Source organism: Megasphaera sp. MJR8396C, from assembly GCF_001546855.1.
Taxonomy (GTDB): domain Bacteria; phylum Bacillota; class Negativicutes; order Veillonellales; family Megasphaeraceae; genus Megasphaera.
This window is the reverse complement of the sequence record NZ_KQ958206.1, coordinates 96,999-121,239: the sequence shown is the minus strand read 5'-3', so window position 1 is coordinate 121,239 and position 24,241 is coordinate 96,999. Positions and strand designations below refer to the sequence as shown.

At 52.3% G+C, this 24,241-nt stretch carries 22 protein-coding genes and 1 riboswitch; of the genes, 3 read left to right on the top strand and 19 right to left on the bottom strand.

Translation table 11 applies throughout. The features are described 5' to 3' along the window. Positions 1-83 precede the first annotated feature (83 nt). The 14 genes from HMPREF3201_RS09610 to HMPREF3201_RS09545 form a co-directional block, all read right to left on the bottom strand. Entirely contained in the window at positions 84-1,817 is a 1,734-nt protein-coding gene (locus HMPREF3201_RS09610; protein ID WP_062412850.1) for a proline--tRNA ligase, read from the bottom strand. A 3-nt stretch (positions 1,818-1,820) separates the two neighbouring features. Further along, a complete protein-coding gene (ispG, locus tag HMPREF3201_RS09605) occupies positions 1,821-2,888 on the bottom strand; it encodes a flavodoxin-dependent (E)-4-hydroxy-3-methylbut-2-enyl-diphosphate synthase (protein WP_062412849.1) in 1,068 nt (355 codons plus the stop codon). A 15-nt stretch (positions 2,889-2,903) separates the two neighbouring features. Further along, positions 2,904-3,926: an RIP metalloprotease RseP gene (gene rseP / locus HMPREF3201_RS09600; RefSeq protein ID WP_062412848.1), complete on the bottom strand. Its 1,023-nt coding sequence runs from the start codon at positions 3,924-3,926 to the stop codon at positions 2,904-2,906. 14 nt (positions 3,927-3,940) lie between these two features. Further along, positions 3,941-5,086: a 1-deoxy-D-xylulose-5-phosphate reductoisomerase gene (locus tag HMPREF3201_RS09595; protein WP_062412847.1), complete on the bottom strand. Its 1,146-nt coding sequence runs from the start codon at positions 5,084-5,086 to the stop codon at positions 3,941-3,943. Positions 5,087-5,099: 13 nt separating this feature from the next. Further along, positions 5,100-5,927 (bottom strand): phosphatidate cytidylyltransferase, encoded by an 828-nt coding sequence (locus tag HMPREF3201_RS09590; protein ID WP_062412846.1) that lies wholly within the window; start codon positions 5,925-5,927, stop codon positions 5,100-5,102. Positions 5,928-5,947: 20 nt separating this feature from the next. Next, positions 5,948-6,715 (bottom strand): isoprenyl transferase, encoded by a 768-nt coding sequence (locus HMPREF3201_RS09585; protein WP_062412845.1) that lies wholly within the window; start codon positions 6,713-6,715, stop codon positions 5,948-5,950. Then, positions 6,708-6,962: a hypothetical protein gene (locus HMPREF3201_RS09580; protein WP_062412844.1), complete on the bottom strand. Its 255-nt coding sequence runs from the start codon at positions 6,960-6,962 to the stop codon at positions 6,708-6,710. Before HMPREF3201_RS09580 ends, HMPREF3201_RS09585 begins: the two co-directional genes overlap by 8 nt. After that, positions 6,959-7,519 carry a ribosome recycling factor gene (frr, locus tag HMPREF3201_RS09575; RefSeq protein ID WP_062412843.1) on the bottom strand — a complete coding sequence of 187 codons (561 nt, stop codon included), beginning with the start codon at positions 7,517-7,519 and terminating at the stop codon, positions 6,959-6,961. The genes HMPREF3201_RS09580 and frr overlap by 4 nt, the downstream gene beginning before the upstream one ends. 46 nt (positions 7,520-7,565) lie before the next feature. After that, complete coding sequence (pyrH, locus tag HMPREF3201_RS09570) at positions 7,566-8,291, bottom strand: UMP kinase (RefSeq protein ID WP_062412842.1); 726 nt, start codon at positions 8,289-8,291, stop codon at positions 7,566-7,568. Positions 8,292-8,374: 83 nt separating this feature from the next. Continuing rightward, positions 8,375-9,022, bottom strand: coding sequence for a translation elongation factor Ts (gene tsf / locus HMPREF3201_RS09565; protein ID WP_062412841.1), 648 nt, complete (start codon positions 9,020-9,022; stop codon positions 8,375-8,377). A 108-nt stretch (positions 9,023-9,130) separates the two neighbouring features. Beyond that, positions 9,131-9,868 carry a 30S ribosomal protein S2 gene (gene rpsB, locus HMPREF3201_RS09560; RefSeq protein ID WP_044504095.1) on the bottom strand — a complete coding sequence of 246 codons (738 nt, stop codon included), beginning with the start codon at positions 9,866-9,868 and terminating at the stop codon, positions 9,131-9,133. A gap of 236 nt (positions 9,869-10,104) precedes the next feature. Further along, positions 10,105-11,106, bottom strand: a complete 1,002-nt coding sequence (locus HMPREF3201_RS09555) for a 3D domain-containing protein (protein WP_062412840.1) — start codon at positions 11,104-11,106, stop codon at positions 10,105-10,107. A 57-nt stretch (positions 11,107-11,163) separates the two neighbouring features. Further along, positions 11,164-13,332 carry a polyphosphate kinase 1 gene (gene ppk1 / locus HMPREF3201_RS09550; protein ID WP_062412839.1) on the bottom strand — a complete coding sequence of 723 codons (2,169 nt, stop codon included), beginning with the start codon at positions 13,330-13,332 and terminating at the stop codon, positions 11,164-11,166. Between the two features lie 7 nt (positions 13,333-13,339). Beyond that, the gene (locus HMPREF3201_RS09545) at positions 13,340-14,884 is read right to left on the bottom strand and encodes a Ppx/GppA phosphatase family protein (RefSeq protein ID WP_062412838.1); all 1,545 of its coding nucleotides are present in this window, start codon (positions 14,882-14,884) and stop codon (positions 13,340-13,342) included. A gap of 418 nt (positions 14,885-15,302) precedes the next feature. Here HMPREF3201_RS09545 and ppx point away from each other — a divergent pair, with 418 nt between their 5' ends. Beyond that, positions 15,303-16,838, top strand: a complete 1,536-nt coding sequence (gene ppx, locus HMPREF3201_RS09540) for an exopolyphosphatase (RefSeq protein ID WP_062412837.1) — start codon at positions 15,303-15,305, stop codon at positions 16,836-16,838. 78 nt (positions 16,839-16,916) lie between these two features. On the opposite strand, the gene thiC is transcribed toward ppx, so the two are convergent. Beyond that, the gene (gene thiC, locus HMPREF3201_RS09535) at positions 16,917-18,218 is read right to left on the bottom strand and encodes a phosphomethylpyrimidine synthase ThiC (RefSeq protein WP_062412836.1); all 1,302 of its coding nucleotides are present in this window, start codon (positions 18,216-18,218) and stop codon (positions 16,917-16,919) included. 73 nt (positions 18,219-18,291) lie between these two features. Continuing rightward, a riboswitch (TPP riboswitch) is annotated at positions 18,292-18,395 on the bottom strand. A gap of 152 nt (positions 18,396-18,547) precedes the next feature. Between thiC and HMPREF3201_RS09530 the strand changes: the two genes are divergently transcribed. Continuing rightward, positions 18,548-19,264, top strand: coding sequence for an SIMPL domain-containing protein (locus HMPREF3201_RS09530; protein WP_062412835.1), 717 nt, complete (start codon positions 18,548-18,550; stop codon positions 19,262-19,264). Between the two features lie 128 nt (positions 19,265-19,392). Then, complete coding sequence (locus HMPREF3201_RS09525; RefSeq protein ID WP_062412834.1) at positions 19,393-20,262, top strand: phosphoribosylaminoimidazolesuccinocarboxamide synthase; 870 nt, start codon at positions 19,393-19,395, stop codon at positions 20,260-20,262. A gap of 56 nt (positions 20,263-20,318) precedes the next feature. On the opposite strand, the gene HMPREF3201_RS09520 is transcribed toward HMPREF3201_RS09525, so the two are convergent. Genes HMPREF3201_RS09520 through HMPREF3201_RS09505 form a run of 4 tightly spaced genes read right to left on the bottom strand, consistent with a single transcriptional unit; the run spans position 20,319 to position 24,066 of the window. Further along, positions 20,319-21,383, bottom strand: coding sequence for an ABC transporter substrate-binding protein (locus HMPREF3201_RS09520; RefSeq protein ID WP_062412833.1), 1,065 nt, complete (start codon positions 21,381-21,383; stop codon positions 20,319-20,321). 13 nt (positions 21,384-21,396) lie between these two features. Further along, positions 21,397-22,176, bottom strand: coding sequence for an ABC transporter permease (locus HMPREF3201_RS09515; protein ID WP_062412832.1), 780 nt, complete (start codon positions 22,174-22,176; stop codon positions 21,397-21,399). Continuing rightward, entirely contained in the window at positions 22,176-23,003 is an 828-nt protein-coding gene (locus HMPREF3201_RS09510) for an ABC transporter permease (protein ID WP_062412831.1), read from the bottom strand. Before HMPREF3201_RS09510 ends, HMPREF3201_RS09515 begins: the two co-directional genes overlap by 1 nt. Then, positions 22,996-24,066, bottom strand: coding sequence for an ABC transporter ATP-binding protein (locus HMPREF3201_RS09505; protein WP_062412830.1), 1,071 nt, complete (start codon positions 24,064-24,066; stop codon positions 22,996-22,998). The genes HMPREF3201_RS09510 and HMPREF3201_RS09505 overlap by 8 nt, the downstream gene beginning before the upstream one ends. Positions 24,067-24,241 lie beyond the last annotated feature (175 nt).

Genomic DNA, 24,241 nt, shown 5'->3' with positions numbered 1-24,241 from the left:
TTAGTGTACTAATTAAAAGTATAAAATAAAACGGAGAGGAATACAAGTTTTCTCCGTCTTATTTTACATCCGATTTTAATAAATTACATATTTTTGCTGCGTAAGTCAGCTAAGATGGCTTGAACGCGGGCGATGGCCTGGTCGATGGGAACGACTTCTTCCTGGCCGGTACGGCGAACTTTGATTTCTACCGTTCCGTCAGAGGCGCTCTTCTTGCCGACCGTAACCCGTACGGGGTAGCCGATGAGGTCAGCGTCGTTAAATTTGACACCAGCCCGTTCGTTTCTATCGTCGAGGAGGACGTCGGTCTTCGTGGCTTGAAGGCCGCGATAGAGTTCTTCGGCAATGCGAACCTGATCCTGGTCTTTGCTGCTGACCGGGACGACGGCGACTTCAAAAGGCGCAATGGCGACAGGCCACATGATGCCGTGTTCATCGTGGAACTGTTCAATGGCTGCGGCAATGGTACGGGTAACGCCGATGCCGTAGCAGCCCATGACGTAAGGTTTCGCTTTGCCATTCTGGTCGAGGAAGGTCGCATGAAGGGCTTCGGAATACTTCGTCCCCAGTTCAAAGACCTGGCCGACTTCGATGCCGCGGACGACGTGAACCGGTGCGCCGCAGTGCGGGCAGGCGTCGCCTTCGACCATGGTGCGGATGGCCGTAACGGTAACGTCCTTGAAATCACGGGACGGGTTGACGTTCTGATAGTGATAGCCCGACTTATTGGCCCCGGTAACGCCGTTAGGAACGGCCATAGCCGACGGATCGACGAGGATGAAGAAGGTTTCATTATCGGGTTTGTCGGCATCGATAGGACTCATATAGCCCGGCTGGAGGCCATGAGCCTTCAATTCTTCTTCCGTTGCCGGTTCGATGACGTTGCCGCCGACAAAATTCTGGACGGCCACGTCGTTGACCTGATGGTCGCCGCGTACCATGCAGAGGACGGTCTTTTCACCGTCGATTGTGAAGGCCACGGCCTTGATCGTCTTTTCGAGAGGAATGGACAGGAACTTGGCCAAATCTTCAATAGTCGCACAGTTCGGCGTTTCGATCAATTCGACATCTTTAGCCGGTTCAGCTGCCATGTCAAGGGTCGGGGCCACAGCTTTTTCAATATCGGCCGCATAGTCGCACTGCGAGCACGATACGATTTCCGCTTCCCCGGCCTGGGCCAGGGCCATGAATTCATGACTGTGATTGCCGCCGATCTGGCCGCTGTCGGCTTCAACCTGTTTGAATTCCAGGCCGCAGCGAGTAAAGATACGGGTATAGGCGTCGTACTCATCCTGATAGCTCTTATGCAGTCCTTCTTCGTCGACGTCGAAAGAATAAGCGTCCTTCATGACGAATTCCCGGCTGCGCATGAGACCGAAGCGCGGGCGGATTTCGTCGCGGTATTTATTCTGCATCTGCCATAAGGTGACCGGCATCTGTTTGTACGAACGGAGTTCGTTGCGAACCAAGGTTGTAATCAATTCTTCATGGGTCGGGCCAAGGCAGAACTGGCCGCCGTGACGGTCTTCCAGTTTAAACATTTCCGGACCATAGGCATTCCATCGTCCTGATTCATGCCAGATTTCAGCCGGCTGGACGATAGGCATCATGATTTCCTGAGCGCCGATACCATCCATTTCTTCGCGGATGATGGCTTCGATCTTGAGCGTAACTCTTCGGCCGAGAGGCAGGAATGAGTATAAACCGCCCCCGTTTTTACGGATGAGGCCGGCTTTGAGCATGTACTGATGGCTGGCAATTTCGGCGTCGGCGGGGATTTCCCGGAGAGTCGGACTGTACAGTTTGGATGCTAACATGAGTTAAGACTCCTTTGCGATTGATTTTTCTATTTCTTCCAAAAGGGCAGGCACAAGCTGCGCTTCCGGTACGGTACGAAGGACCTTGCCATGGGCAAAGACGATACCGCTCCCCTTGCCGCCGGCAATGCCGAAATCGGCTTCTTTCGCCTCTCCCGGTCCGTTGACGACACAGCCCATGACGGCAACCTTAATGGGCACGGTCAAATGAGAAATGGCCGCCTCGACTTCTTTGGCAAGTTCGATGAGCTGAACCTGCGTACGGCCGCAGGTCGGACAGGAAATGAGGGTCGGTCCGAAGCGGCGCAGTCCCAGGGAGCTGAGAATGGTCTGTCCGACCTTGATTTCTTCCGCCGGATCATCCGTAAGGGATACGCGGATCGTATCGCCGATGCCTTGGTATAATAAGGTTCCGATACCGATGGCCGACTTAATGCTGCCGTCCCGGACGAGACCGGCTTCGGTAACGCCCAGATGGAGGGCATAGGGCACTTTATCGGCCAATTCCTGATACGACTCGATCATGAGCGGAACGTCAGAAGCCTTGAGGGATATGACCATGTTGCGGTAATCGAGGCGTTCTAAAATACGGATATGGCGCAGGGCCCCTTCTACCATGGCCGCCGCCGTCGGGTGACCGCCGTGGGCCTTCAGGATATCTGCCGGAAGGGAGCCCGTATTGATGCCAATGCGGATGGGAATGCCCTTGGGGCGGACTTTTTCAACGACGCGGACGACGTTGTCATCGGCGCCGATATTCCCCGGATTGATGCGCAGGGCCTGAACGCCGCTGTCGACGGCAGCCAAGGCCAGGCGATAATCAAAGTGGATATCGGCTACGATGGGAATATCGACGGCCGAGACGACGGCCGACAGTCCTTTGGCCGCTTCCATATCGGGGACGGCAAAGCGCAGGATTTCAGCGCCGTACGAGGCCAGCCGTTTAGCGTCGGCAATAGCTTCTGCGGTATGGGCCGGACTTACCGTCGACATGGTCTGGATGGAAATGGGCGCACTGCCGCCAATGGTAACCTTTCCGGCTTGAACCGGAATCGATTGTCTGCGTTTCATGAAAGGCCTCCCTTTCTAAAACCGGCTAAGATCTTGGAACATGGCAAAGAGGAAGAGCGATCCTAAGAGTACCATCCCAACGACTTGAATGTAGTACAGGGCTTTCCCCGGCATGCGGCGACGCATGATGCCTTCTAAGATCAGCAAGATGATGTAGCCACCGTCAAGAAGCGGTACGGGCAGGAGATTTAAAATCCCCAGGTTGATGCTGAGGAAGGCCGTAAACATCAGCAGGTTCGCAAAGCCCGAAGCGGCTACCTGGCCGGCAAGCTGGGCAACGCCGATGGGACCTGCTACTTCCGCCTTTTCCTGACCGGTTATCATCTGATAAATCCCGACCAGCATGAGCCGGCAAATCTCTCCCGTCCGCTGGACGGCCATGATGCCCGAATCCAGGAATCCGTGGCGTTCTTCCGTCGTCATAGGCATGACGCCGAGCATGACCTTTTGAGACGCGCTGTCGACTTCCGGGATCATTTCGACATCCTGACGCTTACCGTCCCGTTCGATTTGAACGGTGACGACGGCATGGCTGTAAGGAGCCACGGCTTCAGAAATATCACTCCACTGGGAAATGTCTTTATTGCCGATGCGAACGATGCGGTCCCCTTCGGTAAGGCCGGAGTGTTCAGCCGGCGATCCGGAAATGGTCGAACCGACGACGGCTTCCGGCGATACGGTCACCGTCCCGATGGCAAAGAACAAGCCCCAAAAGAGGACGATAGCCAGCACAAAGTTCATGATCCCGCCGGCAGCGATGACGACCAGCCGGGCCGGAACGGACTTATTCAAAAAGGATTTTTCATTGAGCGGCTCTTCTTCAGACATGCCGGCAATGCGGTTAAACCCGCCGAGGGGAATCACCCGCAGGGAGTATTCCGTATCGCCGCGGCGCGTACTGTATAGTTTCGGTCCAAAGCCGATAGCGAATTCATCGACTTGCATGCCGGCCCATTTTGCCGTCGCAAAATGACCCAATTCATGGATGAAGACGATGAGGCTGAATACAAAAATAGTCGCTAAAATAGTAATACCCACAGGATTTCACCTTTCTATAATAAAGAAGCTGCACAGCGGCGAGCCCAGGCATCGGCCTGACGGACCGTTTCCAGGGTGACCTCGCCTGTGACATCGTGCCGCTCCATAACCGTATGGACAATTTCAAAAATGCGCGTAAAAGAAATTTCCTTACGCAAAAAAGCATAGACGGCCACTTCATTGGCCCCGTTCAAGACACAGGGCATGGTCCCGCCGATCTTACCGGCTTCATAGGCAAGGCCGATGGACGGGAATTTAGCGTCGTCAGGCGGGAAAAATTCCAGGCTGCCCAAGGTCTTCCAATCGATGGCTTTGGCGCCGCGGACCGGGAGTCTCTCCGGATAGGTAAAGGCGTACTGAATCGGCAGGCGCATATCGGGCATGCCCAGCTGAGCCAGTACGGAGCCATCGATGAACTGTATCATGGAGTGGACGATGCTCTGGGGCTGGATGACGACTTCAATGTTGTCAAAGTCCATGCCAAAGAGCCAGTGAGCCTCGATGACTTCAAGGCCCTTGTTGAACATCGTCGCCGAATCGATGGTAATCTTACCGCCCATATTCCACGTCGGGTGCTTTAAGCACTGCTCGACCGTAATCGACGGAAAATCCGCCAAGGGCCGGCGAAAATGCGGGCCGCCCGACGCCGTAATCAACAGTTTTTCAACTTCTTCCGGCTTACGGCCGTCGAGGCACTGAAAGATGGCGCCGTGTTCGCTGTCGACGGGCAGGATGCGAACGCCCTTACGGGCGGCTTCCTTCATGACCAGTTCCCCGGCGGCAACGAGGGTTTCTTTATTGGCCAGGGCGATATCCATCCCCCGCGCTATGGCCCGCAAGGTCGGTTCAATACCGGCTGCCCCGACAAGAGACGTGAGGACCATGTCCGCCCCGCATTCATCGATAAGCTGCAGCAATCCACCGTTTCCGGAAAAGACGCGGCACGAGGAACCGACAGCGTTTCTCACCTTTTCGGCAGCGCCTTCATCGACCATACAAGCCATCTTGAGGTCATGGCGGTGTATTTGAGCCGCTACGTCCTTAAAATGATCGTAAGCCGCCACGGCGACCAGCTCAAAGGCCTCCGGATGCGCTTCGATAACGTCGACAGCCTGGGTCCCGATGGACCCGGTACTGCCGAGAATCAAGATTTTCTTCATATCGTCCCTTCTTTTAAATGACCAGCATCAAATAGACATACATGGCGGGCGCCGCAAAGAGGAGACTGTCGAAACGGTCCAAGACGCCGCCGTGACCGGGAATGATGTTGCCCGAATCCTTGACGCCGGAGACCCTTTTTAAAATGGATTCTGCCAAATCGCCGAGGGGTGCCATGATGCCGATAATAATGCCCAGGGCCAGGGCGTGGAGAATGGAAAATTGAAAAATCAGCGAGAATACGACAGCCACAATCAGGGTGCCGACAAAACCGCCGATAGCACCTTCCCGGGTCTTGCCGGGACTGATGGACGGGCACAATTTAACCTTGCCCATCATCTTGCCGACAGCAAAGGCTGCCGTGTCGCTGGCCCAGGTCGAGAAAATCAGCAAAAAAACGAAGAACCGAGCTGGTTCTACCATGGCCGTGCTGAAGTGGTCGCTCATAAAGGAGACGGCAGACCCGCTTCGCAGGGCCAATAAGGCTAAAAATCCGCTGCCGATGTATAAGAGGCCATACAGGGCATAGGCACTGTCGACGGGCTTTACCTTGTCGTGGAAAAAGACCGTCCGCAGCATGAGCCAGCATAAGAGAACCAGTCCCAAGAGAAACATCAGTTTCGTACTGCCGAACCAGTAAGCGCTCAGCATGGCCAAGAGCCATATGGCTCCGCCCGTATCGGCTGTAACGACCTGCAGCTTGCGGACCATGTTGCCGTATTCATACCAAGCGACGACGGCCAGTAAGGCCATCATCAGAAAGAACAGCCAATTGCCTTCATAGACTACAAAAATGGTAAAGGCACCACCGATGATGCCCGTTAAGATTCGTTTTGCCAACATATGCAACTACCTTTCCTGCCTTATTTTAAACCGCCAAAGCGACGTTCTCGGCCTTGAAAGGATGAGATAGCTTCGACAAGCGTTTCTTTCGTAAAATCAGGCCAGCAAAGGGACGTAAACCAAAACTCGGCATAAGCCATCTGCCACAGGAGAAAATTGCTGACCCGTTTATCGTCGCCGGGACGAATGAGCAGATCGACGTCATTGTCCGGTGCCGTATAGAGATAGCTCGACAGCCGGTCTTCGTCAATGTCCCCGACGTCACAGCGGCCGGCTTTGACATCATCGGCCAGGCGGCGAACGGCCTGGACCATTTCCAAGCGGCCGCCGTAATTGACGGCGACGTTCAGGACCAGGCCCGTATTGGAGGCCATGTCGGCTTCAGCCTGCGCAAAGGCTTCCTGCAGTTCCGGGTGAAGGCGCGTCCGGTCACCGATGATATGCAGCTGCACGTTATGTTCCTTGAGCTGGAGTAAATTATGGCTGAGATAATTTTTCATCAGCTTCATGATATAGGAAACTTCCTCTTCCGGACGCTTCCAGTTTTCCGTCGAAAAAGCATAGACCGTCAGGACTTTAATGCCCAGTTCATCGGCAGCGATGACGATGCGTTTCAACGTATCGGCACCGGCACGATGGCCATAGCTGCGCGGCATTCCCTTGCGCTTGGCCCAGCGGCCGTTGCCGTCCATGATGATGGCCACATGGCGGGGAATGTTGTTTTTATCGAGGATCTGCTCCCCTGCCGTCGGGGCAGGTTCTTTTTTATTGCCAAAAAGGTTAATCATCTTGCATGTCTCCTTTGGACAGTGCGGCGGCCACGGATTCACTCATCTCGAGGCTGTCATTGACCAAAAGCGATATGACACCGTCATCACCGGCATTGGCGCGGATGACATAGGTCTGCTCCGGGTCGCAGTGGAAAAAGTGGGACCGCGACACCGTCCGTTCTACGACGTAAGGAATATTTTTCTCCTGTAATACAGATTTGGCATACCGTAACGGCATGCCAATAAAAATCCGTATATCCATCATACAGCCATGACTTCTTTTTCTTTTTTTGCTTTGATTTCGTCGATGGCCTTGATTTTTTTATCGGTCAGTTTCTGGATATTTTCCTGACCTTCCTTGCTGTCATCTTCCGAGATTTCTTTTTTCTTTTCCATCTTCTTGATGAGTTCGTTGGCGTCGCGGCGAATATTGCGGACGACAACTTTCGAATCTTCGGCAACCTTGCTGACTTTCTTGCTCAATTCCTTACGGCGTTCTTCCGTCAGCTGAGGGATTTCCAAACGGATCATTTTCCCATCATTATTCGGGTTGAGGCCTAAGTCGGATTTTAAGATAGCCTTTTCGATTTCACCGAGCATCTTCACTTCCCAAGGAACGATGGTCAGCATCCGCGGTTCCGGAGCCGATACGTTGGCAACCTGGTTGACCGGCGTCGGCGTCCCGTAATAATCGACCATTACGCGGTCTAAAAGGGACGTGCTGGCACGGCCCGTACGGATGGAGGTCAGTTCCCGTTTCAACGCTTCAATCGTCTTGTCCATCTTGGCTTCGTGCTGAGCGAGCAGTTCTTTTACTTCCACATCAATCACTTCCTTATTTTATTTTTATAAGTATATCATACAGCGTTTAGTCTTCTTTGTCGACCAAAGTACCTAAATCTTTTCCGCTGGCAGCGGCGACAATATTCCCGGGTTTATCGATATTAAAGACGACGATGGGGATATTATTATTGCGGCACAGCGTCGTTGCCGTAGCATCCATGACCTTGAGGTCCTTGTTGATGACGTCCAAATAGGTCAGGTGCTTATACATCTTGGCATCGGGATTGAGCTTCGGATCGCTGTCATAGACTCCGTCTACGCCGTTTTTAGCCATGAGGATGGCATCGGCTTCGATTTCAGCGGCGCGCAGGGCTGCCGTCGTATCCGTCGAGAAATAAGGATTGCCCGTACCGGCACCAAAGATGACGACCCGGCCTTTTTCCATATGGCGGATCGCTCTGCGGCGGATATAGGGTTCTGCAACCTGCTGCATATTAATCGCCGTTTGAACGCGGGTAGCAACGCCGTTCTTTTCCATGGCATCCTGGAGGGCCAGGGAGTTCATCACCGTGGCCAGCATGCCCATGTAGTCCGCCGATACCCGATCCATGCCCTTGGCAGAGCCGGACAGGCCGCGCCAGATATTGCCGCCGCCGACGACGATGGCGACTTGGATATTGAGCTTATTGACTTCGACGATCTGTTTGGCAATCTTTTCTACCGTTTCCGGGTCGATGCCGTAGCCTTGTTTCCCGGCCAATGCTTCGCCGCTCAATTTCAATACGATACGATTATATTTTTTCGGTTCCATAAAAGAAGGGCCTCCTCTGTATGTTGGCAAATAGTTCAATTAGAAAATAAGAGAACACGGGTTGGGTGTTCTCTTATGGAATCTTATTTAGCTTGTGCCATTACTTCAGAAACGAAATCATCATTCCGTTTTTCAAGGCCTTCACCTAATTCATAACGGGTGTAACGGCGGATATCGATTTTTTCGCCGATCTTAGCGACGGCTTCGGTAACAACCTGCTGAACCGTTTTGTCAGAATCTTTGATGAATTCCTGATCGAGGAGGCAATTTTCTTTGTAGAATTTTTCGATACGGCCGACGATCATCTTTTCGACGATTTTTTCCGGTTTGCCTTCGTTCAGAGCCTGCTGGCGGAGAACGTCTTTTTCATGTTCCAAAACGTCAGCCGGAACTTCTTCACGTTTGAGGTATGCCGGTTTTGCAGCAGCGATCTGCATGGCAATATCTTTGCAGAGTGCTTTGAAGTTGTCGGTCTGAGCAACGAAGTCCGTTTCGCAGTTAACTTCGACGAGAACACCGATGCGGCCGTTGCCATGGATGTAAGAGTAAACCAAACCTTCAGCAGCGATGCGGTCTGCTTTTTTAGCAGCTGCAGCTAAGCCGTGTTCACGAAGCAAGTCGACAGCTTTTTCCATATCGCCGTTGCTTTCGGTCAGTGCTTTTTTGCAGTCCATCATGCCTGCCCCTGTTTTTTCTCTCAATTCTTTTACCATTGCTGCTGTAATAGCCATGAGTATTCCTCCTAAAAATAAGTTTAATATACCGTTTGAATAAAGGTAAGAAGCGAAGGCTCCTTACCTTTATAGATAACCATTCAATTCTCTGAGAATAAGTGAATCTTATTCTGCAGCTGCTTCTTCCGTCGTTTCTTCAGCTGCACCGGCTTCGGTCTGGTTGCCCTGGTTGCCTTCGAGGACAGCGTCAGCGATTTTGCCAGTCAAGAGTTTTACGGCGCGGATAGCGTCATCGTTGGCCGGAATCGGATAGTCGATAACGTCGGGATCGCAGTTGGTGTCAACCGTAGCGATGATAGGGATGTTGAGTTTACGAGCTTCAGCAACAGCGATTTCTTCTTTTTTCGGGTCGATGATGAACAAAGCATCGGGGAGCTTTTTCATATCTTTAATACCGCCGAGGTATTTCTGAAGTTTTTCCATTTCATGTTTGAGGAGCGTAACTTCTTTCTTCGGCAATACTTCGAAAGTGCCGTCTTCAGCCTGTTTTTCCAACGTTTTCAAGCGTTTTACGCGTTTTTCGATCGTCTGGAAGTTGGTGAGCATACCGCCGAGCCAACGTTCGTTGACGAAGTACTGGTTGCAGCGTTCTGCTTCGCTCTTGATCGATTCCTGAGCCTGTTTTTTCGTGCCTACGAATACGATTTTGCCGCCTTCAGCTGCCAAATCGCGGACAAAATTGTAAGCTTCGTCCATTTTCTTAACGGTTTTCTGCAAGTCGATGATGTAGATACCGTTACGTTCGGTGAAGATGAAACGAGCCATCTTCGGGTTCCAACGGCGGGTCTGGTGACCAAAATGAACGCCGGCTTCCAATAATTGTTTCATAGATACTACTGCCATAATGTGTGATTCCTCCTGTTTTTTCCTCCGCCCGGTCATCGCCCATCTTCACCCGTCTCTTACGAAAACGGGCACAGTGCTGGACTCGCCAAGCGTGTGTATTTTGAATCTTGGTATTCAAACCTTGAATATTATATCACATCTCTACAGCGAGGGCAAGAGGTGAAATACCGCGCTCCGCCCAGCCCAAAGCACAAAAAGAGACCTGCCGCAGCAGGCCTCTTTCCTGGCATATATTATTGTAAAATATAGACCGGTACCATGCGGCGGCCAAAGGCCATGCACGTATCGTAATCTTCCATACAGAGGTCAATGCGGTTGCCGAGGATGGCTCCGCCCGTATCTTCGGCGCGGGCTACGCCGTAGCCGGGGATGTAGACCGTCGAACCTAAGGGAATGACGTTGGGATCGACAGCGACGACGCCATAGCGGGCCCGAGTCCCCATACGGGTAATGCCCAGACCGTCTCCATCAGTTGGCAAATACGCCGTCGCTTCCATGGCGATGACTTTTTGGTAGTGCGAAATGGAGCCGGTGTTGATTTCAACCGTGGCCTTGGTGCCTACTTTGCGGACCATGGGCTGCATTTCTGAAATGAGCTCCGTCGAAATCGTTTCTTTATCGGCGACCTGGCCGTCGACACTGACGATGTTCAATTTAACCCGCTTGCGGCCGTTCTGGCCCTCTTGGACGATTTGTTCTTCTCCCTGCCCTAAGGATTCGTCAGGGATGCTTTCTACGGCATAGGGCACGACATCGTCTTCGGTGATCGTCTTACGCGACACGTTGCCGATAACGATCTGTTGCCCTGCCTGCAGCGGCTTTTGAATATCGCCGTAAGGGCGGTATTTTTCCTTCGAATAGCCGTATTGTTCAGCGACTTCCTGAGTGTTTCGCTTGGCCGTATATACGGTCTGCGACTGACCCCGATAGACGAGGGTCACGGGAATGGCGCGGCGCACCTTGACGTAACTGCCGTCATCGAGTTCCGGCGTCGACAAGGTGACTTCATCATTATCCCCCATGTCGATGTTATACTCACGCAGCAAGGCCTCGGCATTGACGGCGTGGGTATACACCTGGCGGGTCGTCCCGTCGGCGACAAGGGTTACGGATTTGCCTTTATCGATGAAACCGGTCAGCGAAACGAGGATCAAGAGGGCGATCATCGTCGCATACATCTGCGTGATCGGCCCTTTTCGCTTCCAGCTCAGTATACTGAATTTTTTCCAGTCCATGCCATGCCTCCTAAAACGTTTCCTACCATTTTAGCAAAGGCCGCAGGCATTGTCAATTTAGTCGTCTCCCTGTTCCGTCGGATCCGTCGGACGCGGGCGAAGGACGATATTGCGCAGCTGCCGCACTTTACGCTTGCGGTGCGCTGGCAGCTTTTCCGCTTCGCGCTGGCACGTATCCTGGGCGTTAACCGCTTTACCCGTCCGTTCATCGGCCAGATAACGGTACGACCCATCCTGATTCATGGCGTAGGCCTTGACGTTGTCGTCAAAATACAGTTTCAGGATGTGCTTGATTTGTTCTTTATGAGGCGCAAATTCGACAGGTGTCATCAATTCGACGCGTTCATTGAGGTTTCGCGGCATCCAGTCTGCCGAGGAAATGAAGACGTCTTCACTGCCGCCGTTATAGAAGTAGAATAAGCGGCTGTGTTCCAGGAAGCGGCCGACGATGCTGTGAACTTCGATGTTGTCACTGATACCAGGAAGGCCCGGACGAAGGACGCAGATGCCGCGAACGATAAGGCGGATCTTGACGCCAGCTGCCGAGGCTCCATACAGTTTGGCGATGACTTCTTTGTCTAAGAGGGAGTTCATCTTAGCCACGATGAGGGCTTTCTTTCCGGCTTTAGCCCAGGCGATTTCCTGGTCGATTTCCTGATAGATCGTTTCCCGCAGGTTCAGGGGCGCTACGGCCAGTTTATTCCATTCCGGAGGATCGGAGTAGCCCGACAAGAGGTTAAAGAAAGCCGAGGCGTCGACACCGATGAGAGTATTGGACGTCAAGATACCGACGTCGGTATAGATGCGGGCCGTCTTGCCGTTATAGTTGCCCGTCGCCAAGTGGACGTAGCGGCGGATGCCGTCTTCTTCCCGGCGGACGACGAGGGTGATTTTAGAGTGCGTTTTGAGGCCCATGATGCCATAAATGACGTGGCAGCCGGCTTTTTCCAGCTTGCGGGCCATGAGGATGTTGTTTTCTTCATCAAAGCGGGCCTTGACTTCCATCAGGACCGTAACCTGCTTGCCGTTTTCAGCGGCCTGAGCCAGGGCTGCGATGATCGGCGACTGGCTGCTGACGCGGTATAAGGTCTGTTTGATGGCCAGGACGTCCGGGTCGATGGCGGCCTGGTGAATGAAGTATTCTACCGTTTCAAAGGTTTCATACGGATGGTGCACCATGATATCCCGTTCGGCAATGGCCGACCAGATATCGGTACTGCCCATAGCCGCCAGTTCCGACGAAGGCTGGGGCTTCACCGGCGGATAGCGCAGCTCGTCGAAGCCTTCGATGCCGACAAAGGAGAAGAACACCTTGCAGTCGAGCGGTCCGGGGATATAGTAGATATCCCGTTCTTCAAGCTGCAGCTCATCGCGCAGGAGTTCGCGGATCATGCGGCTCGAGGAAGCGGCCAGTTCCAAGCGGACGGCGGCCCCCTTGCGGCGTTTCTTCAGGCTCTTTTCGACTTCGACCAGAAGGTCCTCTACATCGTCGTCGATAGCAAGGTCGGCGTCGCGGGTGATTCGGAACGGCGCTACTTCTAAGATATCACAGCCGAGGAAGAAGCGGTCCGCATAGGCAGCGATGATATCTTCCAAAAAGAGGAACTGATGACCTTCGGCCTGCTCGCCTACGGGCGATACGCTCTGCGGGACTTCGATGATGCGGTCGATGACCGACGACGGCACCGGCAAAATGGCCGTCTTGACCGACGGGTCGCCGTGCTTGCGGCGAAGGAGGACGGCCAGGTCCAGGTTGAGGCTGGACAGGAACGGGAACGGATGGCTGGAGTCGACAGCCATGGGCGTAACGACGGGATAGATTTCACGGCCGAAGAACTCGTCGAGCCACATGTGCTGGTCTTCGTTGAGGTCGTCGACGCCGATAAAATGAATGCCGTGATCCTGCAATTTCTGCTGAATACCATCGTAATAGCGGTACTGGTCGGCGACGAGCTCGTGGACCATGGACTGGATGGCATCGAACTGTTCCGGCGGAGTCATGCCGGCAATATCGATATGTTTGACACCGCTTTCGACGAGGTGTTTGACGCCGGCGACGCGGATCATGAAGAATTCATCCAAGTTCGAAGACGCAATGGCAATGAACTGCAGCTGTTCCAACAAAGGGTTCGAAGGAACGATGGCTTCGCGCAAAACCCGTTCGTTGAATTTGATCCACGTGCATTCGCGATTTAAATAATATTGAGCATCTGTAAAATCTGGCATAATTATCTTATCCTTTCACTAATTTCGTCGAAATGCCAAAGACTTCGGAGAAGTTGACGGCCATCTTCATATAGGTCCAGCGTTCCAAGGAAATATCGGAATCGGCCGTATAATAGACGATCAATTCATCTTCGCCCAGTTCGGCCCGAAGGTCACTGATTTTACCTAAATGGCTCTTATCCAAAGAGTCGGCCAGTCGGAAAATAGCCGTTAATTTTGCGGTAATGACTTTCTGACGAGGCGTCAGCTCGTGATAGACGACAGACGACTCCTGCAGGGTCCCATCGAAGGCGTAGTACAAGACGGCGGCCAGGATCTGTTTTTCGTCGTCGGCCAGGCCAAAGATGTCCGTTTCTCCGATGAGATTGTACGTACAGAGGTTGTGTTTGCGGATATTGATAAATTTACCCGTTTCATGGAAAATCGCAGCCATCTGCAATAAATACTTGGCTTCATAACGAAGGCCGATGAACTTGTACAGGGCCTCAAAGAGGACGTTGCAGTAGCCTTCGATTCGTGTCGAATGAATGGAATCGTACAAGTATTTATTTGCCATGCGGCGCATCATATCGAGGCGCAGGGCCTGTAATTGTTCCATATAAGGATGCTTCGTCTTTTGGGCTACATAGTACATCGTATAGCCTTCGGTAAAGGTCGTCGGCATGACGACCAGCATGTCGATGTCCACCAATCGAAGCAGTTCGTAATACAAGAGGATCGTCGGCATGATGACGTTGGCCAGGTTCTGCGACAGGCCAAAGCGCTTCATGAGCTTAAAGGGCGTAACACCCTTTAAAGAATAAATAAACTGGCGCAGTTCTTTGGCCGTAATGAGGAACAAGCCCTCCTCACTGGTTTTGCCCATGATCCGCGCGATGAGGCTGCCGCCGCGGCCGGACAGGACAATATATTTGATATCATACTGTTGGACGCCCTTCCATAAGGGGTACAAGGTGCCGTAAATGTATTCGCGGACTGCCGTCGGGAAGGTCAGCTCATTGCGCTGCTTCTCCGTGAAGTTTTCCAAGATGCGTAGGGATCCGATATTGATATTCTGCTGGAACAATAAACAGTCTTTCTTCCAACCTGTCAGGCCGACGCCGCCGGACGTGATGTCGAGCAGCATGACTGCCTTGTCGGCAAAATTGAATTTTCCCTTCAGCACATTATAATAAAGACCAAAGAATTTATAGAAAATCTCCTTGGTCATGTGGGTTACTTCCACGTGGAACCCCGTACGGATGCGAATCTGATCGAGAACATTGATCAAATTATCGGCTTCACTGATAGCTGTCGTCGATAAGACGCGGACGTCCTTTACATCATAGTCGCGAAGCAGCTGTCGGAACCCCAGTAAGACCTGGCAAATTTCATTCAGTGATTGAAAGCTGACGTGGCGGCTCTGAAACACCATTTCGCCATATTTTACTTCTTGAGCTACGTTTTCGATGATCTCCATGTCGTCGAGCGATGAATAAGCGATGATTTTCATCGTCATATTGACCGTGCCGAGATGGATGATGCCTAAAACATTCCGGGTCTGTTTTTCCATTATTCTCCCCACTTTTCTAAACAATATCCCCGCTGTTCAGCGGAGGCCACTTCTATTATACATGAAAGTCCGGCCTGTTATGTATAATTTCTGTAAAAAATCGTCCTAAAATTTTACATTTTTATTTCACTGTTCCCTGTTACAGGACATGTCATGACATCTGTTTTCAAGGTTTCCCTGCCGGCATTAAAATCCCGGTTTATCCTGTATTTATCTCATTTTTCCACCGGCATCGCCCCGGTTGCAAACGCTTCGTTATAAACGGTGGCCATTTCCTAAAAAAATCCGATATCCTTATGGTACGGACAAGAAATGGCGGAAAGGGCCGTATAAAAGATTTTTTCGTTTTTTTACTCATTTGTAGTATAATAGAACGGATAACCGATTCCGGTAAACATATAGAGAAATGAGGTATACCATGGAAAAATTAGCCATTATCGACTTGGGCTCCAACTCCATCCGCTTCGTCGTCATGCAAATCACAGACAACCAGTCCTATTCCCTGCTGTATCAAGAAAAAGAAGCTATCCGCTTAGGGCACGGCCTGAACCAAACCGGCGCACTCAGTGAAGATGGAATTCAGCGGGCCTTGACTTGTCTCCATGTCTATAAACATATCATGACCGTTCTCGGCATCAAAGAATGTCGCGCCGTCGCTACGGCCGCCGTCCGCAATGCCAGCAACGGTGAAGAATTCCTAAAGCGCGTCAATGACGAAACGGGCATCACCATGAACATCATCACCGGTGAACGAGAAGCCTACCTCGGTTATTTAGGCGTCATCAATACCATTGCCATGAAGGACTTCCTTCTCTTTGACTTAGGCGGTGCCAGTGTCGAAATGACCTTGGTCCAAGACGGCGAGAACATCCATTCCATCTCTCTGCCCATCGGCGCCGTCACCTTGACGGAAAAATTCAATACCCAGGGCAATCCCGACGAAGAAGCGATTGCAGCCTGCCTGAAATATATCCGCAAAAAGATGAGCGAAGTCGAATGGCTCCCCCATATCAACCTGCCCATTATCGGAATCGGCGGTACGGCACGTAACATCGCTAAAATGGACCAGCGGGCTACAAATTACGAGTTGTCGAAACTCCATAATTACATCATGCCCCTCGATCACTTTGAAAATATCTTCGAAACCCTCTCGACCCATTCCAGCGCCAACCGCAAGAAGATCCCCGGCCTGTCGAGCGACCGTTCGGACCTCATCGTTGCCGGCGCCGCCGTCATCAAGTCCATCTTCGACCTGACCGGCAGTTCGGAAATGGTCGTCAGCGGCTGCGGTCTGCGCGAAGGCTTATTCTTTGAATACTATGCCTCGTACTGTAACCTGCCCTCGCCTCGGTTCGACGACATCCTCGACTTCAGCGTCAAGAACTTTATCGGCACCCTTAACGGTTTCATTTTAAATAAGGGCCACTATGAGCAGGTCACGCGCATTGCCACCCAGCTCTTCGACGAACTAAAACCCCTCCACGGCTACGGTGAACGCGAACGGCTGCTGCTGCAGACGGCGGCCCGGCTCCACGACGTCGGAAAGATCATAAACTTTTACGACCACGCCCGCCATTCGGCCTTCATGATTTCCCAGGCTCCCCTTTACGGGCTCACGCAAATCGAACAGATTCTGACCGGCTTCATCGCCGGCTTCCACCACGGCATCAGCCGCAAGATCCTCCGGGCTTACCGCTACGACCACATGGCCTCTGCCGAAGACTGGGTCATGATCCGCAAGCTGTCGACCATCTTGGCTTTGGCCGAAGCTTCAGATCTGACGTACGAACAAATCGTCACTGATGTCGACGTCACCATGGCGGAAAACGTCGCCGTCGTCATCTTGTCGACCAAGCCCGACTCGACGTACAGTGCTGCCGATTATGAAATGAAACAACTGAACAAACAATTCAAAAAGGAATTCGGTGCCTCCTTGTTACTGGTCTGGCGCTAATAACATACAGCATGACAAAAGGGACTGTCGCGACATCAGGTCACGAACAGTCCCTTTATGATGGGCAAATTTATGAAATTAGCGGATCGATACGTCTTCACCGGCCAGGATGCGCTTCATCGTACGAGCCGGGCACATCTTGCCGCACATGGTGCAGGTCCCTTCGCATTCGGGCTTGCTCGATTCATAGTAACGGCGGGATTTTTCCGGGTCGATGGACAAGGCGATCATGGTGTCGAAATCGACTTCGACGCGGGCCTTGCTCATGGCATCGTCCCATTCCTGAGCGCCGGGGATTCCTTTAACGAGGTCAGCTGCATGGGCTGCGATGCGGGCCGCGATGATGCCTTCTTTTACGTCTTCAACGGTCGGCAGGCGCAGGTGTTCCGCCGGCGTAACGTAGCACAGGAAGTCGGCACCGCTCGATGCGGCAATGGCACCGCCAATGGCACTGGTGATGTGGTCATAGCCCGGAGCGATATCGGTGACTAAGGGCCCGAGGACATAGAAAGGAGCGCCGTGGCAGAGGCGTTTTTCAAGCTTCATGTTGGCTGCGATTTCATTGAGTACCATGTGGCCCGGGCCTTCGATCATGACCTGAACGTTGTGGTCCCAAGCCCGTTTCGTCAATTCGCCGAGGGTAATGAGTTCTTCAATCTGAGCGGCATCGGTGGCATCATGGGTACAGCCCGGACGGCAGGCGTCGCCGAGGCTCAAGGTGACGTCGTATTTTTCACAGATATCGAGGAGGCGATCGTAGTATTCATAGAAAGGATTTTCCTGGTCGTTCATTTCCATCCAGGCAAAGAGCAGGGAGCCGCCGCGGGAGACGATGTTGGTCAGGCGCGGATTGTCTTTTATGCGCTGTGCCGTCTTGCGGTTCATGCCGCAGTGGATGGTCATGAAATCGACACCGTCTTCGGCGTGCTGTTCGACGACGGAGAAAAATTCATCGACGCTGATGTCTTTCAAATCTTTATCGAGCATGCCAACGGCATCGTACATGGGGACGGTCCCAATCATGGCCGTCGACATCTTGACTAATTTACGGCGGAAGTCGCGGGTCTTGCCGAAGTTGGACAAGTCCATGATGGCTTCAGCCTTCATATCGATGGCATTCTGCACCTTCTGCAGTTCTTCTTCATGGTTATTGTGTTCCGGAGACACGCCTAAGTTGACGTTGATCTTGGTGCGGCAGTCCTGGCCGACGGCTTCTGCCGACAGGCTTTCGTGCATCTTATTGGCCGGAATGGCGACCTTGCCGCTGGCGACGAGAGCCATCAATTTTTCCATGGCCATCTTTTCCTTTTCAGCGACGACCTTCATCTGCGGCGTTACGATACCCTTGCGGGCCGCATCCATTTGTGTTGTGTAATCCATTATAAAATCCTCCTATATAGAAAATACGATTGCCATAAAAAAAGCCCACCATGCGGCCTCCGCAGGTGAGCTTTATAATCCCGTAAAGCTTCCCTCCGGCGGCATTATCCGCATCAGGTAAAGGGTCAAGTGTAATCCAGCACTTTTCTCAGCCCGAAGGCTCCCCTAGCTTTCATTATGTATCTCTAAATATTATAGTATGGCCGGCCCAAAAATGCAATACTTTTGTAATATTTGAAGTAGACAAATGTCCGGATTTTCTTTTGGGAGTTGATATTCCCCATTAAATATGATATAATCGATACAATTACATAAAGGAGGTATTTACTATGAAACAGATATCTTTAAAAGGCCTCGTCGTGGCCGCTATGCTCGCATCGTCTCTCTTTATCACCGCACCCCAAGCCCTTGCTGAAGGCCCTCAGCCGTCGGTCGTCACCGTCACCGGTTACGCCCAGCAGGAAGTCGCCCCGGATACGGCTTATATCACGATCGGTACGTCCAGCACCGCTGCTGACGCCCAGCAGGCTCGTACTCAGAATAATCAAGTCATGACCAACGTCACCAATGCCATCAAGGCTATGGGCATCCCGGCCGACAACCTGAAGACTACCGGCTTTTACATGTCGCCGAACTATGACGTAAAAGGCGCTAAAGTCGTATCCTATACGGTAACCAACAGCCTGACCGTCAAAGTCAGTGACCTCAGCCTCATCTCCCAGGTCATCGGCAAAGCCGGCAACCTCGGTGCCAACCAGATCGACAACATCCGCTTCACCAACGAACATTCCGATCAGATTAAAGACAATCTCATTAAAGAAGCCGTCCACAACGGCCAGCGTGCCGCTCAGGCAGCAGCTGCCGCTTCCGGTACGCAGCTCGGCGCTGTAAAAGAAATCAACATCTCCGGAACCAGCCCGTCCTACAGCCGCGCTTACGGCGGTATGAACCTGCGTGCCGTCAAGATGGAAGCCGACGCAGCACCCATCGAATCGGGTACCAACACCCTGAGCCAGACGGTCAACATCACCTATTATCTGAAATAAATCGCTTCCCTTACGGGATGAGCTTAAAAAAGGAGCCTTCGGGCTTCTTTTTTATTTCCTTAAAATATGCTATGATATTAGTGTTCAAAAATAAATTGAATAGTTCTGAATCATGGAGGCCAGACAAGATGAAAGAATACACCCCTTTTAAATCCGGTAAAGTACGTGAAGTCTATGACGCAGGTGACAGCATCATCATGGTTGCAACGGACCGCATTTCCGCTTTCGACCATATCCTGAAAAACAAGATCACCAAAAAGGGCGCCATCCTGACGCAGATGTCCAAATTTTGGTTCGATATGACGTCCGACATCATCCCGAACCACATGATTTCTGTCGACAATGCTGATATGCCGGAATTCTTCCAGCAGGAACAGTTCGTCGGCAACAGCATGAAATGCCAGAAACTGACGATGATCCCCATGGAATGCATCGTTCGTGGCTACATCTCCGGCAGCGGCTGGGAAAGCTATCAGCAGAACGGTACGGTTTGCGGCATTAAATTACCGGCAGGCCTCACAGAATCAGAAAAACTCCCGGAACCGATCTTCACGCCGAGCACCAAGGCTGAACTCGGTGACCACGATGAAAACGTCTCCCTCGAAGTAGGCGCCGCTTACATCGACAAAGTTTTCCCGGGAAAAGGCATGGAATACGCCGAAAAGATTCGCGATTACACCATTGCCCTCTATAAAAAATGTGCTGAATACGCCCTCTCCAAGGGCATCATCATCGCCGACACGAAATTCGAATTCGGCCTCGACGAAAACGGCACCATCGTCTTAGGCGACGAAATGCTTACGCCGGACAGCTCCCGCTTCTGGCCTCTCGAAGGCTATAAAGCCGGCCAAAGCCAGCCGTCGTATGACAAACAGTTCGTCCGCGACTGGCTCAAAGCCAACCCGGACAGCGACTACCTCCTGCCCCAGGACGTCATCGACAAGACGATTGAAAAATACGAAGAAGCCTATGAAATGCTGACAGGCAAAAAAATCTAATCTCAACCAAGCATCAAAAAAGGACTGCCCCTTTCGGGTCAGTCCTTTTTAGTTATCTACCAGACTTTTACCTGGATCCACTGATCGTTGTAATACTTATCTTCCCGTTCGCCCAAATAGCGGTACGTTTCCTGACCGGCATAGGCTTCTCTCGGCGGGAATACGACGGGATTATCCTTATAATCTTCATCTTCTTCCATTTCCGGAACGGCAATGTTCGGCGTCGAATAAGTCAGATATTCAAAGTTCTTCAAAGCAATGTCGGGACGGCTCATGAAGTCGATGAACTTATGAGCGTTTTCGACGTGAGCTGCATTCTTAGGAATGACCCAGGAATCGATCCAAAGGTTAGTCCCTTCTTTCGGAATGACGTATTCCAAATTGCGGTTGGCCAAAATCATCCGAAGGGCTTCGCCGGAAAAGACGACACCCATGGCCGCTTCACCGGAGACGAGCTTATCTTTGACATCGTCGATGCCGTAGGCCTGAACCAGGGGTTTCTGGGCAATGAGCAGGTCTCTGGCCTGGGCAATTTGCGCGGGATCCGTCGTATTGAGGGAATAACCGAGGAGTTTCAAGGCGACCATGAAGGAATCGCGCGGCGAATCCTGCATGATGATTTCATTCTTATACTTTTCATTCCACAAAATCGACCAGCTGTCGACGGGGTCATCGACCATGGTCTTGTTATAGACGATGCCGACGGTCCCCCAACAGTAAGGCACGGAATAGCGGTTGCCTGGGTCGAAGAATTCCGACTGCTGCCAGAACTGCTGGCCGACGTACTGCCGGGCGTTGGGCAGCTTGGAGTAATCGATGGGCTGCAGCAATCCATTGTGGATCATCTTTTGAATCATATAGTCCGACGGGCAGATGACATCGTAGCGTTCAGCCCCTGCCGCGACTAACGGATACATGCTTTCGTTGGTATCGAATTCATCCATGATGACGTGGATACCCGTTTCTTCTTCAAACTGTGTAATCGTATCGGGGTCGACATAGTCCCCCCAGTTATAGACGTAGACGACGTTATCGCCGTCTTCCTCCCCTTCCAGGAACCCGCAGCCCGATAAGGCCAGGATACACAAGAGTCCCATGAGGAGCAGTCGAATATATTTCATGACAGGCCTCCCTTTACAAATCTCGTCCCAAGGCCAATCGCTTGCGGTTTACCGTAAGCAAGACCGCAAAGACCAAGACAAAGACGAATACCAGTGTCGACAGGGCATACATTTCCGGATGGATGCCCAATTTTAATTCGGCGTAAATTTCCGTCGGCAGGGTATCGATGCCGGCCCCCTTGGTAAAGTGGGTGATGATGAAATCGTCGGCAGACATGGTAAAGGCCAGCATGAAACCAGCTAACAGGCTGGGCCGAAGTTCCGGCAGGACGACGCGGCGAAAGGCAACGAAAGGCGTGGCCCCGAGGTCGCGGGCCGCGTCGTAGCAGCTGCGGTCCAGGGACAAGAACTGGGGCATGATGCACAAGATGACATAAGGCAGGTTAAAGACGACGTGGGCCATGAGAATCGAACCATAGCCAAGGCGCAGCCCCATGCCGAGAAAGAGCAGCATCAGTGAAATCCCGGTGACGATATCGGCATTTAAAAGAGGTAAACTGGCCACCCCGAGGAGGACTGAGCGCTGCTTGCGTCCCATGCCGCGCAGGGCCATGCAGGTAATGAGGCCCAGGACGGTTGCAATGGCTGCCGACGTCAGGCCGATGGTAATCGTATTCTGCAGGGCTTCGAGGATGCCTTCATTTTCAAAGAGTTCGCCGTACCACTGCAAGGTGAACCCCGTCCAGTGGCCGCGATAACGGCTGGCGTTGAAGGACTGGGCAATGAGGACGCCGATGGGCGCGTAGAGAAAGAGAACGACTAAGGCAACGTAGCCTTTTTTCCATTTTTCCATCACTTCTTCACCTGCCCTTCACTGCGGTCAAAGTAAGCCGTCATGACCATATTGACGATGATGAACAGCATCAGCACCAGGGATAAGCCGCTCCCTAAGTGCCAGTCGTAAGCCATGGTAAATTCCTGTTCGACGATGTTGCCGATGAGGAGGACCTTGTTGCCCCCTAAGAGGCCGCTGATGAAGAACGTCGTCAGTGACGGAATAAAGACCATGGTAATGCCGCTGATGGCGCCGGGCAGGGACAGGGGCAGGATGACCTTGGTGAAGGTCTGCCAGGAGCTGGCTCCCAGGTCACGGGCGGCGGCGATGACGTTGCGGTTGATTTTACTTAAGGATACGTAGAGGGGCAGAATCATATAGGGCAGAAAGTTATAAATCATGCCGATGACGATGGCCGACGGCGTATTGATGAGCATGACGTCGGGCAGCGACAAGAGGCGCAGGAACTGATTGAGGATGCCGTTCTTTTCGAGGATCGTCTGCCAGGCCATGGTCGTCAGCATGGAGTTCATCCACATGGGAAGGACGAACAACAGAAACAAAAGGGTACTCTTACTCCGCTTCTCTTCAGTCAGGATGAGGCACAGCGGATAGGCCACGAGGAGGCAGACCGCCGTACTGACCAGGGCCAGGAGTAAGGACAGTTCCAGGGATTTCAAATATTCCCAGTGAGCAATGAGGCTGATATTAGCCAGGGTAAAGGTCCCGCTGCTGTCGGTCAAGCCGTACCAGGCAATGGCCACCAGGGGACAGAAGATAAACAGGATTGCCCAAATGAGAAAGGGCAACGTAAACAGATTGCGGATCGCTGCCGAATTAATCATTTTCCATCGCCCTTTCGTCTTCGGATTCCGGTTTATTCATGATTTGGATATTAAAAGGATCGACTTCCAGGCTGACTTCGTCACCCGGTTCATAGTTCTTCGTCGACTTGACCAGCCATTCAATATTCCGGGCCTGAATGGTGATGTTGTAGTTCATGCCCTCAAAGATGACTTTGGTGACGACGCCGTTAAAGCCGCCTTCACGGGCCGGCCGCAGTTCCATGTCTTCCGGTCGGATCTGGACATCGACGGGACGATTGGTGCCGAAGCCGACGTCGACGCATTCGAAATCGTAGTCGGCAATGCGGACCAATTTGTCGTGGACCATGAGGCCATCGACGATGTTGCTGTCGCCGATGAAGTCGGCCACGAAAGCGTTTTCCGGTTCATTATAGATGCTTTCCGGAGTGCCGATCTGCTGGATATAGCCTTGGTTCATGACGACGACGATGTCGGACATGCTGAGGGCCTCTTCCTGATCGTGGGTAACGAAGACGAAGGTAATGCCCAGCTCTTCTTTGATCTTAATGAGTTCCAGCTGCATACTGCGGCGCAGCTTGCGGTCCAAGGCGCTGAGCGGTTCGTCGAGAAGCAGGACCCGCGGTTCATTGACGATGGCTCGGGCAATGGCCACGCGCTGCTGCTGACCGCCGGAGAGGTCGACGATGTTGGCGTGTTCATAGCCGTCGAGGTTGACCAGTTTCAAGGCATAGCGAATCTTATCGCGGATGTAGTCGCGGGGCTTGCCGTGAATCTTGGGCCCGAAGGCGATATTCTCGGCCACGTCCATATGCGAAAAAAGGGAATAATTCTGGAACACCGTATTGACCTGACGCCGATTGGGCGGCAGCTGGGTAATATCCTTCCCATCAAAGAGGATTCTTCCCTTATCAGGTGTTTCAAAACCGGCAAGGAGCCGCAAGGTCGTCGTCTTGCCGCAGCCGCTGGGTCCTAGAAGGGTGACAAATGAATTTTCTGAAATCGTAAGATTCAGCTCGTCTAATACCAGATGCCCCTCATAGGATTTGGATACATTGTCCAAATAAATCAATTCTTTTGCCATTCTCACTTCTCCTTCTCTTCCAACAAGACTCTAAAAAAAGGGATACCGCACAAGCTGTCCCTTATGCGAGGTCCCTTCTTTCTATGATGGAATGTGTTTCCTGCCCCGTATGAAAAGCGCCGTTTCAAAAAGGCGCCGTCTTTGCAGGAAGCCTGCGGTCAGGCTTCCTATCACA

What these genes read in the sequence shown, in the direction of transcription:
- HMPREF3201_RS09610 (WP_062412850.1), bottom strand. Translation starts at nt 1,817, where the DNA reads ATGTTAGCATCCAAACTGTACAGTCCGACTCTCCGGGAAATCCCCGCC.
- ispG (WP_062412849.1), bottom strand. Translation starts at nt 2,888, where the DNA reads ATGAAACGCAGACAATCGATTCCGGTTCAAGCCGGAAAGGTTACCATT.
- HMPREF3201_RS09595 (WP_062412847.1), bottom strand. Translation starts at nt 5,086, where the DNA reads ATGAAGAAAATCTTGATTCTCGGCAGTACCGGGTCCATCGGGACCCAG.
- HMPREF3201_RS09590 (WP_062412846.1), bottom strand. Translation starts at nt 5,927, where the DNA reads ATGTTGGCAAAACGAATCTTAACGGGCATCATCGGTGGTGCCTTTACC.
- HMPREF3201_RS09585 (WP_062412845.1), bottom strand. Translation starts at nt 6,715, where the DNA reads ATGATTAACCTTTTTGGCAATAAAAAAGAACCTGCCCCGACGGCAGGG.
- HMPREF3201_RS09580 (WP_062412844.1), bottom strand. Translation starts at nt 6,962, where the DNA reads ATGATGGATATACGGATTTTTATTGGCATGCCGTTACGGTATGCCAAA.
- pyrH (WP_062412842.1), bottom strand. Translation starts at nt 8,291, where the DNA reads ATGGAACCGAAAAAATATAATCGTATCGTATTGAAATTGAGCGGCGAA.
- tsf (WP_062412841.1), bottom strand. Translation starts at nt 9,022, where the DNA reads ATGGCTATTACAGCAGCAATGGTAAAAGAATTGAGAGAAAAAACAGGG.
- rpsB (WP_044504095.1), bottom strand. Translation starts at nt 9,868, where the DNA reads ATGGCAGTAGTATCTATGAAACAATTATTGGAAGCCGGCGTTCATTTT.
- HMPREF3201_RS09555 (WP_062412840.1), bottom strand. Translation starts at nt 11,106, where the DNA reads ATGGACTGGAAAAAATTCAGTATACTGAGCTGGAAGCGAAAAGGGCCG.
- ppk1 (WP_062412839.1), bottom strand. Translation starts at nt 13,332, where the DNA reads ATGCCAGATTTTACAGATGCTCAATATTATTTAAATCGCGAATGCACG.
- HMPREF3201_RS09545 (WP_062412838.1), bottom strand. Translation starts at nt 14,884, where the DNA reads ATGGAAAAACAGACCCGGAATGTTTTAGGCATCATCCATCTCGGCACG.
- ppx (WP_062412837.1), top strand. Translation starts at nt 15,303, where the DNA reads ATGGAAAAATTAGCCATTATCGACTTGGGCTCCAACTCCATCCGCTTC.
- thiC (WP_062412836.1), bottom strand. Translation starts at nt 18,218, where the DNA reads ATGGATTACACAACACAAATGGATGCGGCCCGCAAGGGTATCGTAACG.
- HMPREF3201_RS09530 (WP_062412835.1), top strand. Translation starts at nt 18,548, where the DNA reads ATGAAACAGATATCTTTAAAAGGCCTCGTCGTGGCCGCTATGCTCGCA.
- HMPREF3201_RS09525 (WP_062412834.1), top strand. Translation starts at nt 19,393, where the DNA reads ATGAAAGAATACACCCCTTTTAAATCCGGTAAAGTACGTGAAGTCTAT.
- HMPREF3201_RS09520 (WP_062412833.1), bottom strand. Translation starts at nt 21,383, where the DNA reads ATGAAATATATTCGACTGCTCCTCATGGGACTCTTGTGTATCCTGGCC.
- HMPREF3201_RS09515 (WP_062412832.1), bottom strand. Translation starts at nt 22,176, where the DNA reads ATGGAAAAATGGAAAAAAGGCTACGTTGCCTTAGTCGTTCTCTTTCTC.
- HMPREF3201_RS09510 (WP_062412831.1), bottom strand. Translation starts at nt 23,003, where the DNA reads ATGATTAATTCGGCAGCGATCCGCAATCTGTTTACGTTGCCCTTTCTC.
- HMPREF3201_RS09505 (WP_062412830.1), bottom strand. Translation starts at nt 24,066, where the DNA reads ATGGCAAAAGAATTGATTTATTTGGACAATGTATCCAAATCCTATGAG.